Consider the following 14,792-nt stretch of genomic DNA (forward strand, 5'->3'; position numbering starts at 1 on the left):
ATACGATAGCGAATGCGGCGTTGTAGAAAAACACAGCTGGTCTGACCGGCGAACGGGCTGAACCGATGTATAAACCGCATAAGCCTCGCTAACCGGCCATTTTTATTTTCTTCCAAATACGGTTCTTCGCCGCATGCCAATGGTTTTTTGGCAGTACGGGTGCATTGGCAATAATGGTTTCAAAAGGTATTTCCTGCACATCGAGCGGAGATACATGGGCACAAAACAAAGTGTTAGCTTTAAGCTGTGACACTTTTAATAAAGAACGACGATACTGATTAGGGTGGCATATGGGGTACGGCGGGTGTAATTGCCCTTTCACCCGCACTAATAAATCGGCTATGTACAGTTCACCTGTGGGCAGATGATGCAGCGATAAATCATGGTCAGTATGCCCGGGAGTATAAATTACCTGCCAGTTAGTAAAGCCGGGAAGCGGTTGTTCATCGGTGAGCAAAATATCGGGCGTTAAAATCGGCGCATACCATGCTTTACGACGGGTTTTGCCGAGACGCTGGGCCACCCAGTACATTAAAGCAACATCAATAAGATGCGCCGTGCGTCCCGCAATACCGGCGTACCAGACAGCGGCTTTTGGGTGCGCCGCCAACGTCGCCCCGCTTAACCTACGAAGCCGATGCGCCCCGCCAGCATGGTCCGGGTGCATGTGGGTAACCACAATGAGTTTCAGATCGGTAAGGGGCCTGCCCATATCGTGGGTAATAAACCTACATACCTTATCTACATCTGCCCGGCTACAACCGTCCAGAAGCAATAGCCCCTGCGGCTCTTCAACCAGAAAAATGTTTTGTATATACCCTTGCAGCGTATGGATGCGCATAACGTCAACATGATTATTAACAACATGTTAACGTTAGCAAATTATCATTGGTTAGACCACTAAAACCAGTTGGCTTATTGGGCTGACACTACCTCCAGCTCTCCCAACATCATGCTGATATGGCCTGGGTAAGAGCAAAAGAATGTATATGGCTGGTCAGATTTTAAGGTATCGACATCAAAAGTGACAGAGGCCTCTTCACCGCTGCCAATAACCTTGGTGGCAGCGATAACCCGCTTATCGTCAGCCACCAGATAGTTATTGGCGAGCCCTGCACTGATCCCATCAGAGGCTACCGCATGCGCCTGATCAGGTTGGGTTAATACCCAGTTATGCCCCATTACGCTTTTTGCCAGGCGGCCAGTATGTTTTAGTGTCACAGTAAATGCTTTGCAACTGGCAGGCACGGCAATATGCTTGGTATCATATTTCATCGCGTCGGTGGCCAGCACCGTTGTTTCACACGCTTGACCAAACGCCGTACCCGACAGCATCAGCACCCCAAGCGCCGATGCTATTTTCAATACTTTCATTATCCTACCTTCATAATTAACGCTAGGAACAAGGGTAAAATATAATGAAATATGAGCGGTATTACCCGCCGGTTTTTTCGATATTGCCAAGCGGATAATACGATTACCCCTTACCGGGCAGGCCTTGGGGTTAGGATAGCGAAACGCTATTTAGCGGCTTTGCACGCCTGCGTAATTTCATCCCACTGGCCGTCTTTCACCCACTGTGGTTTAACCACCCAAGTGCCGCCCACAGCAAATACATTATTCAAGGCTAGATAATCTTCATAGTTATCACCTGAAACGCCGCCCGTTGGACAGAATCGGGTATCCTGAAACAGGCTTTGAACGGCTTTCAAGAAAGCTGGCCCGCCAGCAATACCTGCTGGAAAGAACTTCAGTTCGCGATAGCCATGCTCGCGCGCCACGATGATTTCAGCCACACTGGCCACCCCGGGTAACGTAGGAATTTCACTGCCGGATAAAATGTCCAGCAATGCCGGACTGAACCCTGGTGTAATAATAAAATCAGCGCCTGCGTTTACCGCTTTTACGTAACTGGCTTCATCTACCACCGTACCTGCACTGACAATCATCTCGGGCACGTTTTGCTTGATGGCCGTGATGACCTGCGCAGCACGCTCGCTTCGTAAAACCACTTCGACTGCGTTAATACCGGCCGCATGAATGGCTCGGGCAATATTAAGACCTTCGTCTTCGTTATTGGCCTGTATGATAGGCAGTACACGCTGCTCCCCCATCATGGAAGATATTGTATTCATAGGTATCCTTTACAGTTAAATAAACAGAGGCACAGTGCTTATGCTTGACGCAGCTGTGCAACAAAAGTCTGGTACTGAGAGGCGTCGACAATGGCACCGCGATGCTGAATAACAAAACCGGCACATGCTGCGGCCTGTTGGGTTGCCTGTTCCATTGTAAAACCGCTTAGCCTGGCCCCCAGATACACGCCGTTAAATGCGTCACCTGCAGAGGTGGTATCAACAACCTTTTTTACCGGCTCAATAGTCACGGTGCGCGCGGAATCATCGCCATACAAATGTACTTCCTGAGCACCATTTTTTAAGACAATCTCGGTCGCTCCACCGGCCTGGCAAAAAGCCATAATGTCGGGCAGTTTTGTCAGTTCAAACAACTGGCTGAAATCTTCCACGCCGGGCAACAGAATATCGGCGTATTCAATACCGCGTTTTACCGATTGCTGCGCTTCTGTACGATTGGTCCACAAGGCTGGCCGATAATTTATATCAAAGACCAGTTTTACATTGGCCTGCTTCAGGTTATCTAACAAAGCCCACAACGCTTCGCGCTCTGGCGGCGGCAATATAGCAAGAGTAATACCGCTAAACATCACCATATCCATACTGCACAATGCGTGTTTGGCATCCTCATTCATCAGCGATAAGGTTTGCCGCGCCGCAGAGTTACTACGCCAGTAGGTAAACGAGCGCTCCCCTTGTGGGTCGGTATGTATTTGATACAAGCCAATGGTTAGCTTATCGGTTCTGCCAATAAGCTCGGTACCCACCTGCTCGGCAGTGGCGCTATCTAACATCGCCTGGCTAATACTGTCGGTGCCCAGGCCACTAATAAACTGTACATCACACTGGCTAAACGTGCGTTTTAAATAGACCGCGCTGTTGTAGGTATCGCCTGCAAATGCCTGCCTTAACAAGCCGTCGCCGGCTTGGCTCAGCTCGGCCATGCACTCGCCTATAAATCCTATTTTCACGGTTGTTTCTCCGAATTAGTTTCGTCTGCGCGAGTATCCACTGGCAACGTTCCTTTAGGCCCTACCGGGCGAATGGGGCCAGCTATAAACCATACCGCAAACAGCATCAGCGGTACCAGGCAAGCGCCCAGAATAAAGAACGGTGGGTAATACGTACCGTCCCGGGTAATAATAGGTATAAGCTGAATCGCCGTGATAACACTAATAACCCCCACTGCTCCGCTTATCCCAGCGAGTGAAGCCACACTGCGGCCAGTGAAAAAGTCGCTGGGCAATGTTTGAATATTATTAATGGCTACCTGAAAGCCAAATAGTATGACGGTAATAAGGGCAATAGCGACCCCTGGGGTGCTGGCTACTGACGTAGCAATAAGTGCCGGCAACATGGTAATTGCGCCCAGTGAAATAACTGCACGCCGTGCTTTAGTGACACTCCAGCCTGCGGTAAGAAACCGGCCCACTAGCCAGCCACCAAATAAGGCTCCCACGGCAGCGCCGCAATACGGTATCCAGGCAGAGGCGCCGATAGCTTTAACATCAAAGCCAAATTTGTCGTTCAGGTACAATGGCAACCAGGCAACAAACAACCACCAGATTGGTTCAATGAAGAAACGCGCACCGATTACTCCCCAGCTTTGACGATGTGACAATAGCTGTTTCAGCGTAGGAACGTACTCGTCGTGGGCTTGTGCAGACTCTGCAATCTGGCCTTTCAATATATAATTGCGTTCGTCTTCAGTGATCCAGGGATGGCTATCTGGGCCGCTTTTTACCAAAATAACCCACGGAATTATCCATAAAGCACCTAAACCAGCAATAATCATAAAGGTCGCTTGCCAGCCATAAAAAGCATATAAAAAGGCTATAAGCGGAGGAGCGATGATGCTTCCCATAGATGCACCGGCACCAAATATCCCCTGGGCTAGGGCACGCTCTTTTACCGGAAACCACTCGGCATTCGCCTTGGTCGCGCCAGGCCAGTTACCCGCTTCACCCAAGCCAAGTAATACCCGAAAAATGGCAAATGAGGTAACCGAGGTAGCCACCGCGTGCAGGGCAATGGATACCGACCACACAACAATCGATAGCACAAACCCCAGACGGGTGCCGATAGCATCAAAGATACGCCCAAACAGCGCCTGGCCAACCGCGTATGCGACCAGGAAAACGCTCATAATATTGGCATAATCTGAGCTATCCATCCCCAGATCATCCGCTATTCCCGGCCACATTACTGAGATTGCCGTACGATCGATGTAGTTAATTATGGTCGCCAGCGCAACCAGCGATATTACGCACCAGCGTAATCGACGTAATTTCATGGTGTCACTCCTTAAGGAAGTCTTCTCTGGCCGGGCTAAATGTATCAATCAGAATGCCACCGGTAGGACATACTGCACCGTGATCTTCATGGGGCCGAACAAACAAGCTATCGCCCGGGCCCACTGTCTTGGTTTCACCATTTACCATCACCTGGAACTCGTCCACTACCAGCGAGGCCTGTGAATGACGGTGAGCGTGTACGTACCCTTCCGCCCCCGGTGCAAACCCAATCTTTACTGCTGTTAATTTATTGTTGTATCCCAGCATTTGACGCTTAAGGTCGTTACCCCGGTCTTCCACCGGAGGGGCGCTGGCAAACCTACATAAGGCACTTTGTTGCTGCGTCATCCGTGTTGTCCTTATTTAATGTTCTTGAACAGCTGGGCATGCTTGGTAAGTGTGTATTGCTGACCGTTCACTGCAAAGCTAACCTTGTTGGCAGCCTCTGCGGTGCGATAGGCCAACATATGCTGCTGGTCATCTTTTAACGTAATTTGCACCCAGCTTACGCCGTTGTTTTCACCATAAGCGACTGAGGCAACGTCTGGCGTACTAGCCACCGTCTGTTCTTTGGCGGCATCGTAACTACCATGGGGTTCTAATACCGAGACGACCCGGGCAGATTGTCCGCGCTGGCGTACGATTACCGCTTTTTCATTGCGTAGATTAAAGTTGGGGTCGCCCGCTCCAATTTGGGTAAACATGACTTTGCCTTGCAGGGGTGCGGTGGTCAGCGTATAGAATTTACCATTGTCATTTAGCCAGCTAACTTGCGCGGGCTGATTTTCAAATGGCGCTTCTCCTTGTAACCATAGATGCTGATAACCATTCGCATCGCCCAGCGCAGACATGGTTTTGCTGTAGCTATTTACCGCTTGGTTGATATACGTCAACTGGCCTTGATAATGCAGGGGAACATCGTATTGATGTTCAGACGGGCTATTCCCGCTAATAATATCTACTGCCAGCGTCTTACCTGGAGCAACCGTTACTAACGCGATAACCCGTTGCAACATCGTATCTTGGTAAGCGGTATCGATATTGGCCGCGGCTATCTGAAGGTCATCGCCATGCTGGTCAAATAACAAGGTGGGCGCATAGCGGTCAGCCACATTTACTTTGCCATTGAAATGACTGGTTTCATCCACCACCATCGTGTTGTGGGCAATCGACTGTTTGCCGTAAGACGTGTTTTCAGGTAAATAGCGCCCGCCTTCTTTTGTTACCACGTTTAAAAAGCGTACCGCACCATAGTCACTGACGATTTCATTGCCTTTGTCGTAAAACTGCCAGGTTAATTTGTCGAAATGGCCGTGGCCCATACCCTGCGAGGTAGCTTTAAACACAACCGCGGGTTTATCTTTGGTATGTGCCCGCAATACTGCCAGCGCACCTTGCTTTCCGTCAGGCCCATCAAGATATACGCGAGAGGGCATGGTGTAGGCAGTCGCTTCGTTATTATCCAGCGCTTGACTGACCGCTAACCCGGCAGGAGTAAGTAATACGGTGTCCTGTTGCTTCGCAATATCCAAAAAGCGCGTATCGCCGGTTAACTGATAGGCCAGCGCAACGCCGTGCACTAGCTCTATCGTACTGATACCTTTAGATTTGATGGCATCATTCAAGGGGAAAAACAAACCGTTGTAGCTTAACTCGATGGTGGTTTGAATGGCCTTTTCCAGAATGCCGTTCCGGTACTCAAAAATCTTACGCTCGGGCTCGTTTTGTTCAATGGCACTGGCAAAGGTTACAAACGGCATTAACGCATAGCGCTGGTAATAAGGCCCCTCTGTGTAATAGCCGTCTGGCGAAAACAGCTGTTGAAGTTGCTTAAGGAAGCCGCCCTTACCGGATTCGTTCAAATCGTACAACGCCCATTCAACCCATTTAGGTTCGCCTATCACATAACCTGTCATGCCCACCGCCGCGTTGGCCCAGGTGCCATGATTATGTACTTTGTTGAAGGTATGGGGAGACTCTACCGACAAAAAGGTAGCCACCGGCCGCAGGGCACCTTTTTCAATAGTCTGGCGCTGTGCCTCGCTCAGAGAGTCCTTGATAAAATCGTATGCCTGGATGGTGTGCACCAACCACACCGCTTCATTCAATCCTTGCCAGAATAACTTGCCTTCATTGCTGCTTTTACGTTGAGGGTGACGAGGTAGCGTGGGATAGAGTGCCGCATAGTCCAGCAACATTTTGGTGACATAATCAGCATATTTTTTATCGCCACTCAGTAAATATAACTGCCCGGCTTGATACATATTCTGATAATTACGTTTGTGCTGCTCATGGGTATAGCCGCCACCTGCGTCTACTGGCACAGGAACATCTGTAGGTTGTGCTATCACCTTATCCATTTGCTTACGCAACTGCTGATAAGCCTCGGCAAACCGACCTGATTGGCCAGCCGCTTCACGCATCGCTTTGACATCCTCATTATCAATTAACACGGTGGCTTTTGCCTGCCAGCTAAGCACACCACATAACATAAGCAATAAGAAAAAATTGATCACCGCATTTAGCATTGTCTTAGGCTGTTTCATTATTTGCCCCCTGCGGTAGCTAAAAAGTTAATGACTTCGGGCTGACCTGTTTGTTTAAAACTATTTTTACTCAGCTCGGTGGTTGGTTCGCCTACCGTTTCCTCTACCCGTAGCGCCGCCGCCGATACAAAGTTATTTTGTTTAACCATCGCTTGCTGCACACCGTGAAAATATAGGCTGGCCTGCGCTTTGTTACGCTTGCCGTGCCCCACATTCGTTAACGTATTCTCGGTTATATGAACCTGCGGCCCGAATGTGCTTTCATCAGTGCCACCGCGATAAACTAACGCCAAGGCCCCCTGTATATCGGTAAATTCAGACCCGGTTATGGTGAGCTGCTCAACATTATATATGCCCAGATCATCCTGCTCCTGATTCAAGCGCAAAACGTGGCCGGTAATATTCTCGAAGGTACTGTTTTGGATATCGATTGAGGTGGCAAAGCTGCGCGCGCCGGCCGCAAAAAAATCAAAGGAGTGATTAATGTCTAATGCTTTTACTGTGGTGTTTTTCACCACCAGCCGGTAGTTTTTCAACATGCCCCATTTGAGCGTGCGTATCAGGGTATTGCCTGCGCTATCGGGGGCATTTTCTCCGGTAAGGGTAAGACCATCGATGGCAAGGCTACCGCCATTGTCAATTTCAAATAATGTGCCGCGGGCAGGCGCAATAACGACCTCCTCTCCTTCGGCGGCGCGGATGGTCAGCGTCTTATTTACAGGGATGATTTTTTCTTCATTAAAATGCCCTGCTGACAGAACTAACACATCCCCATCAGCGGCACGTTCTACCGCATCGAACAGCGCATTTTGCCCCGGCGTTACAGTGTGGCTGGCGCCACTGTCAAATTCGGTCTGCGCAGCGGGCTTGGCATACCACGACGGGCCAACTTCATCTTTGTGCATGGCTTTGGTATCTGCACTGGCACCCACCTGCTGACGATTTACCGACTGAGCAGCCGGCCATCCTTTATTGGGAGCATCCACTTCAACCTGGGTGAATCCCTGCGCAAAAGGTTTAACTGGCTTAAAGGTTGCCAGATTGTCAGCGAAGGTAATGCCGCTAACATCATCAAATGCTGCAAATTCGGTGGTGGCATCATCTGCGACGACCAGATTGTGGGTAAATTTACTGCTTACCGGCACGGCACTGCGCTCATCGTCAGAACCGGCAGCAAACTGTAAATTGCTTACGTTATAAAAGGTATTGTGATGAATATTGGCATTTTCTACCTGATGGTAACGGTTGATGGGTGAATCTGGCACTCCATTCATGACGGTTAATGCGCTTCCAAAACGGTAGCCGGTCACCCCTACAAAAACATTGTTGGCAACTTCCTGGCCTTTATTAATCACCCGTACGCCTCCGGTATTGGCCACCCCATTGCCCAGGAATACGTTGCCGCTAACCGTATTATTGTTGCCATGGCGTAGCGTAAGCGTGCCACGCGACTCAATAAACGTGTTGTTCAGCAGTTTATTATCACCAGATTTCACTGAAATAATTTCCACTTCACCATTACACCGGTCGAACACGTTGTTCTCAACGGTAGTGAACGATGATGTAAGCGAATAGTGGCTGGTCCCTATACGTAAGGTTTCCCCTCCATTCGAACCTAGCTCCGGCCGGGGGCCAAAGTAATTATGATCAATACGGTGATAATTCTGTTGGCTTTGTTCACTGTTAAGACGAACCGCTACCGTTACGCCCTGGTTGCGTTTACCCGCCAGATGGCTGTGATCAAGACGATTATGCTTGCCATAAATTCCTACCCAGTAATCTGACTCAAAGCGATCCGGGTTAGAAAAGTTGTCGATGACCAGCTCAGTCACTCGCACATGATTACTAACGGTATCTTTATCTATGCGGAAAGAAACCACCTCACTGGTAGGCGAATGCCCTTCGGTAAACACCAGTCCTTTAATAATCAGATGCTCGCCGCCAATACGCAAATTCGACACACCTTTGATAAGCACTTTACCAGGCGTTTGCGCCGTAAGAGTAATAGGGGCATCAGCAGTGCCTTTGGCTTCAAAGCGGGCTTCAAAGTCTTTCCAGTCGCCATCTGCCAGAATCATGGTATCTCCAGGCTGTAACTGCTTTTGCTGCTGTCTGAAGTCTTGTGGATTGTCGACCAGATAGTCGGCGGCCATCACAGTATTTGAACCAAATGCTGTGGCCACACTCATCGCGACTACCAGTGGTTGAAACCATGCTCGCATAAAATGTCTCCCTGAAACCCTTGCGCACCGAATGGTGCAAATTCAAATGCGGTAGGTGGTGGAAATTGGCATCAGCACCTACCCGAATAAATAACATGTGTGTTACATTCTCTACATACAAATCTAACCAATGAAATTCAACAATACAACCAATTTCTTTAACTTATTTTACAATATGTGCTATATCTGTATTACCAATTTGGTTTATCGCATGGGCTTAGCTATTAGAACCCTTGCCTGACCGCGCTTTGCGCTGGTAAAAGGTTTCGGACTACAATTGTAGAGAATGGTTATGACCACCGGTTTTTAAGATAGGTATTTAGCATGAAAGCGCGTCGGCTTTTCTGGTCCATCGTAGATAATTTAGAAGCAATGATTGATGCTGGCGTGTACCCCGTTGGCAGTCGATTACCCCCTGAGCGGGAATTGGCCGAGACCAATAACGTCAGTCGTCCCACAGTTCGTGAAGCGATTATTGCGCTGGAAGTGCGAGAGCGGGTGGAAGTTAAAACCGGCTCGGGCGTGTATGTGCTCAAACAGAAGAAACCTGACCACTTAAGCAAACCAATCAGTGCGTTTGAGTTAACCCAGGCCCGGGCATTAATCGAAGGTGAAGCGGCCGCGCTGGCGGCCACAACTATTCAGGATGGCGAGCTTAAAGCGCTACATCAAACCCTGGTTGAGATGAAAAACCCGAAACTGGCAGATGCCGCTGATCAGCGGTTTCACGAGATTATTGCAAATGCTACGCGTAATAATGCGCTACTTAATAGCGTTGAAAATTTATGGAATCTACGGCGCAATGTGCCGCAAATTGTGAACTCTTATGACGGCGTATGCTCGCAAAGCAGCGAACAGCGTATGGTAGAGCACACCCAGATTTACGATGCCATAGCCAGCCACGATTCAGCGGCCGCTCGCAAAGCTATGCATAATCATTTTAATCGTCTCATCAATGCTTTATTTGACGCTAGCGAAGCTAAAGCGCTGGAAGAGATTAAACGGAAGACGGATGAAACCCGCGGCTTGTATTCTATTTCACACTTACGGTAATACGATAAGAACAGGTGTACCTGTTTATCTGGCTGTAAATAATAACAAGGCGGGTATAAGCGTAGTATGGGGTTTAGAACAGGCATAGTGCATCACCGGCGCCGCAATAAACGTCTCAGACTCCATTCTCTGCTGCATTTAAGCATATTCAATACAATAGCGATGTAGAAATAAAACGGGCTTCCTGTAGGAAGCCCGTTGCTTACGTAGGGTACTTCTATGAGTACTATTTTTTAATTTCGCTATTATCTAGTGGGTATCGCTTGCTACCTGTGCGTCACTGCGCATAACCTAATTATCGCTAAAATACATATAGCCGCTTTTTCATTTGCGCGTAATGTGCGCGACATAACAGGAAATTACAGCCAATGACGGCCATAGCCTGTTAGCATTCCAGCTCAAAGCAAAGTCAGTATCAATGTCAATAAGTCAGTGAGCATGCTGTAACTGTATAGCCAATTTAATAATTGGGCGACAATTTGTCAACCAATTTCACATTAATAATATTACCAATTATGCGGCGAGTATAAAAAAGCCCTTCTGAAATAGAAGGGCTTACTTCACACGAAATTGCAGGGGACACCTGCATTACACACTGCCTGTTGTTGAGCCGATGTTAAGAGAACACCAGCCCGCCATTAATGTCGATATTGGCACCCGTAATATACGAGGCTTCATCGCTCAATAGAAAGGATACCAGAGAGGCCACTTCCGAGGCTTCGCCTTCCCTTTTTAAAACCGTGGCCTGGGCCACATTTTTACGGACTTCATCGGGGGTAAAGGTATCGTGAAAGCCGGTACTGATCATGCCAGGACACACGCTGTTAACCCGAATATCTGGGCCTAACTCTTTTGCCAGCCCGCGTGTAAATGTCATGATTGCGCCTTTAGAGCTAGCATAGGGAACTGCCCCGCCGCCGCCATCACGTCCCGCCTGCGAGGCAAACGTGACAATACTGCCTTTGTTCGAAAGATGCGGGATTACCGCTTGCGACATTAAGAACAGAGAGGTCATATTAACGTCCATTACATGACGCCAATGCTCCAGGCTCATTTCAGTAATTTTCTTTCTGGCAATCAAGCCACCCGCGACATGTACCAAGCCATCTATTTTATTAAACAGCTCCAGTGTTTGTGCTACGCAACTGGCCACCTGTTGCGGGTTGGTCAGGTCGGCTTGAATCGCTTCTGCCTGGCCGCCACTTTGTTTGATGTTATCGACTACCTTATTCGCACCTTCGGCGCTGGCGTGGTAGGTAATTAACACTTTCGCGCCTTTTTTAGCAATGTCATAAGCACAGGCGGCGCCAATATCACGTCCACCGCCGGCAACAATAATGACCCGGTCTTGTAAAATCATAGCGGGATCTCCGTAATGAAATGATGGAGCAGCATGTATAAGCCACCATGACTGCTTAAGTTAAACATAACCAATACGCCCCGGTTTCAACCGGGGCGTATACTTATCGCGGTTAATAGCGATACTGTATGCCAGCAAACATCCGCGGCCCGTAGACATTCACCTCAGAGAAATTCTCCATTTGAGGATTGTATTGACGACGTGGCTCATCAAACAGGTTGATTGCTTCCACAGACACTTTTAAGTGCTCGTTAATACGGTATGACATACGCGCTTCAAATACGCCGGTATCCCCTACATAACGCAAGTTGCCGGGGGTTGATATAAATTGCTGGAAATACTCGCTACGGTACTTGTAGTTCAGCGCGGCACTAAATCCACCCATCTCGTAATACACCTGTGTAGACAGGACATGTTTGGAGAAACCGAATAGGTTTGCCGGTGGCACAATACCGACGCGTTCCACTTCCGTGTCGCCGTCGTAAACAGATGAAGCTCCAAACTGGGCATCTTCAAACTCAAAGTCTGAATCTGAATAGTTGTAGCTAATCTTGGCACCGAAGCCACGTAGCCAGCTATCTAAATAGCTAAGTGAATGAGAGGCGGTAATTTCTACGCCATAGATAGTACTGGTGTCATCATCTTTTTGCTGCGTAGTAACGATGGTATCGATGTCCTGCCCGTCAACGGTAAAAGTTTCCACCGCAGAGGTATTTTCAAAACCACCTTCAAAGCTTTTGTAATAAAGCCCCAAAGCCAAAATAGTATCGTCATTGGCGTACCATTCAACGGCGGTATCCGCATTCCACGATAACAGCGGCTCTAACGATGGGTTACCGTTGGCCACTGCCAAGCCTACTGCATCATTTAACGAGTCGTTTGCGCTATCAGAGCTTAACCCAGAAAAGCTACGTCCATAGCCCAAATCCGACGGGCTCGGTCTGGATAACGCACGGTATAGAGCACCACGCACAATAACTTCTTCGGTTAAATCGACAACTAGGTTAAAGCTGGGTAAAAACTCGCTGTAGTCGCTTCCGCCTTCAATCCGGGTCAGTTCGCTGCCGTCTTCCACAATATCGCTTAACCCGCCTTCATCATCATACACCGCGGTCAGCGCACCACGTAAGCCTGCCGAGTTAACTTCAGTCTGCACATAACGCACCCCGAAATTACCTCTAACGCCATAGCCTGAAATAAAGGTGTCGTAGTCAGCCTGTAAATACACAGCAAACGTATCTTCTTCAACCTCTACATTTTCTATAGTATCGCGCGGGGCAGGTACTGAAGGATCATCGCCAAGCAGGTTACTGGCAAGACAAAGCGGGTCAAACGTGGCATAGGCATTACCGGTACCCTGCTCAATGACATTGCCGCTTTCATCCACGTTGGTAATTAGTGGCTGGCCACCGGAAACTGCCGATAAAAAGCCTGATTCAGGGAAACTGCTGTTACGGCATGCTTCACTGGCACCAGCGATGGCTTCATCATCAAAAGTAAATTCATCTCTTACCCGCGGCACACTTTCATATTCCAGTTGTGAATAGCGCAACCCCCCTTTTATGCTTCGTAAGAAATCAATGTCGGGAATGTAGTCAAAATCGGTTCTAAAGGCGTCAATTTTGTTATTTCTAAACTGGTTTAAATCTACCCGGGTGCGCGCTGCATCTGCAAATAAGTCAGCGTTAGTTACGTCAAAGTTCTGTACAGTGAAAGTAGGTATCAGCGCACCGTTTTGCATAATATCCGTGCGGGTTTCTACTCTGCCATCATCGTCAGCGCCTACTACCTCATTGCCATAAATATCAATAGGCTCTGATTGCAAACGGGTTTGAATGATGTTCTCTCGACGTTCCGTTTTAGACGTAGAAAAGTCGGCCGATACGCGCAGTACATCACTTACATTGTATTTAATGTTGATGCCGCCGCCGGTGTATTCTTCCAGCCTTTCTTGGTAATGACTGTGCGTTTCAATCCGTTGCTCGTTGGTAAAGCTACGCAATGCTCCGCCCTCAGTTACCACCAGATCACCGGCAATATGGTCTTCAGCGGCGACATTGGGGGCATCAATCCGACGGCTTTCAGCAAAGACTAAATCATTTCGTACTTCGGTGAACACCCGGTCGGAGTACTCGCCATCAATATTGATTTCCAGTTTATCATTGGGCCGCCACTGCACCGCGCCAAACAGTGACTCACGGTCATCATCTGTAATATTCTGACGGTACGAATACGAGCTGGGCACAAATACATAAGGCGTATTAGCATCGGGTGCTACGCCGGTAGCCGGATCGACTTCCAGTGCTAGGTCGCCCGCGCCTGAGTCACAAGTGCCAGTACTGTAGATCCCCTCTTCAGATGCCGGGTCAAAGCGGCAGTCGCGCCAACCACTGGTGGTTCGGGCTTCTTGCTCAGGATTGGTGGCCAGATTTTTCTGAGCTCCGACTGAAATGCCGATTTCCCCAAACTTAGCAGATTCATACTGGTCAATAAAACTGGCCGTAATACGAGAGCCTAAATCGCGCTCTGGATCTTCTAAGTCTGAGTTATCCGGATTCCAATTAGCTTTATATTCAAACTGAAAACTGCGCTTGCCATAGTCTAATGGTTTAACCGTTTCCAAGGCTATCTGACCCGACACACCACCCTCAATCAGGCTGGCTTCCTGCGTTTTATAAATCGCAATTTTGTTGAATAATTCAGAAGGAAATTGGGAAAAGTTAACCGAGCGATCTCCGCTACCATTAGAGGCTTCACGGCCGTTAAATACGGTACTGCCTAAATAGGGTCCCAGACCACGAATAGATATTTCGGTGGCACCGCCCTGTTCCCTATGCGACGACGCACCGGTAAGGGTTTCAAGTGCCTCACCAATAGACAGCGCGGGAAGATCACCAATATCGCTGGCTGAAATACCATCCACAATAGTGGTAGATTCGCGTTTAATGTCGATCGAATCCTGAATCGTACTTCTAATGCCTTTTACTTCAATAATTTCTGTAGTGTCTTGATTGGCCTGCGTTGACTCATTTTGCTGTTGCGCGTAAACCGCCCCGCTGGCCAGCACTGTGGTAGTGCAAAACGCAGAAGCCAATACAGGCTTCCAATAGGCAAGTTTAATCGCTTTGTAGAGTTTATTTTGTTTTATTTGTGTTTTCATAGTCCCTTTCCAAATCACAAGC

The 14,792-nt window shown here is 48.5% G+C and carries 11 protein-coding genes; 1 reads left to right on the top strand and 10 read right to left on the bottom strand.

The features are described from left to right. Nucleotides 1-88: 88 nt before the first annotated feature. From D0Y50_RS18835 to D0Y50_RS18870, 8 genes are all read right to left on the bottom strand, one after another. Nucleotides 89-841, bottom strand: coding sequence for an MBL fold metallo-hydrolase (locus tag D0Y50_RS18835; RefSeq protein WP_108568669.1), 753 nt, complete (start codon nucleotides 839-841; stop codon nucleotides 89-91). A gap of 74 nt (nucleotides 842-915) precedes the next feature. Continuing rightward, nucleotides 916-1,374, bottom strand: coding sequence for an azurin (gene azu, locus D0Y50_RS18840; RefSeq protein ID WP_117318443.1), 459 nt, complete (start codon nucleotides 1,372-1,374; stop codon nucleotides 916-918). 146 nt (nucleotides 1,375-1,520) lie between these two features. Next, the gene (gene eda, locus D0Y50_RS18845; protein ID WP_108568667.1) at nucleotides 1,521-2,135 is read right to left on the bottom strand and encodes a bifunctional 4-hydroxy-2-oxoglutarate aldolase/2-dehydro-3-deoxy-phosphogluconate aldolase; all 615 of its coding nucleotides are present in this window, start codon (nucleotides 2,133-2,135) and stop codon (nucleotides 1,521-1,523) included. A 38-nt stretch (nucleotides 2,136-2,173) separates the two neighbouring features. Next, nucleotides 2,174-3,079 (bottom strand): sugar kinase, encoded by a 906-nt coding sequence (locus D0Y50_RS18850; protein ID WP_232366311.1) that lies wholly within the window; start codon nucleotides 3,077-3,079, stop codon nucleotides 2,174-2,176. Nucleotides 3,080-3,102: 23 nt separating this feature from the next. Beyond that, the gene (locus tag D0Y50_RS18855; RefSeq protein ID WP_108568665.1) at nucleotides 3,103-4,428 is read right to left on the bottom strand and encodes an MFS transporter; all 1,326 of its coding nucleotides are present in this window, start codon (nucleotides 4,426-4,428) and stop codon (nucleotides 3,103-3,105) included. 4 nt (nucleotides 4,429-4,432) lie between these two features. Beyond that, a complete protein-coding gene (locus tag D0Y50_RS18860) occupies nucleotides 4,433-4,777 on the bottom strand; it encodes a cupin domain-containing protein (RefSeq protein ID WP_117318447.1) in 345 nt (114 codons plus the stop codon). Nucleotides 4,778-4,788: 11 nt separating this feature from the next. Next, complete coding sequence (locus D0Y50_RS18865; protein ID WP_232366319.1) at nucleotides 4,789-6,975, bottom strand: heparinase II/III domain-containing protein; 2,187 nt, start codon at nucleotides 6,973-6,975, stop codon at nucleotides 4,789-4,791. Then, nucleotides 6,975-9,197 (bottom strand): polysaccharide lyase 6 family protein, encoded by a 2,223-nt coding sequence (locus tag D0Y50_RS18870; protein WP_117318449.1) that lies wholly within the window; start codon nucleotides 9,195-9,197, stop codon nucleotides 6,975-6,977. Before D0Y50_RS18870 ends, D0Y50_RS18865 begins: the two co-directional genes overlap by 1 nt. Before the next feature lie 324 nt (nucleotides 9,198-9,521). On the opposite strand from D0Y50_RS18870, the gene D0Y50_RS18875 reads away from it, so the two are divergent. Then, nucleotides 9,522-10,250, top strand: coding sequence for a FadR/GntR family transcriptional regulator (locus D0Y50_RS18875; RefSeq protein ID WP_108568662.1), 729 nt, complete (start codon nucleotides 9,522-9,524; stop codon nucleotides 10,248-10,250). A 616-nt stretch (nucleotides 10,251-10,866) separates the two neighbouring features. Here D0Y50_RS18875 and D0Y50_RS18880 read toward each other — a convergent pair. Together D0Y50_RS18880 and D0Y50_RS18885 are read right to left on the bottom strand one after the other, a co-directional pair. Beyond that, nucleotides 10,867-11,610 (bottom strand): SDR family NAD(P)-dependent oxidoreductase, encoded by a 744-nt coding sequence (locus D0Y50_RS18880; protein ID WP_117318451.1) that lies wholly within the window; start codon nucleotides 11,608-11,610, stop codon nucleotides 10,867-10,869. 112 nt (nucleotides 11,611-11,722) lie between these two features. Further along, complete coding sequence (locus D0Y50_RS18885; protein ID WP_117318453.1) at nucleotides 11,723-14,770, bottom strand: TonB-dependent receptor; 3,048 nt, start codon at nucleotides 14,768-14,770, stop codon at nucleotides 11,723-11,725. Between the last annotated feature and the right edge of the window lie 22 nt (nucleotides 14,771-14,792).

Source organism: Salinimonas sediminis (genome assembly GCF_003429285.1).
In the GTDB taxonomy this organism is placed as follows: Bacteria; Pseudomonadota; Gammaproteobacteria; order Enterobacterales; family Alteromonadaceae; genus Alteromonas; species Alteromonas indica.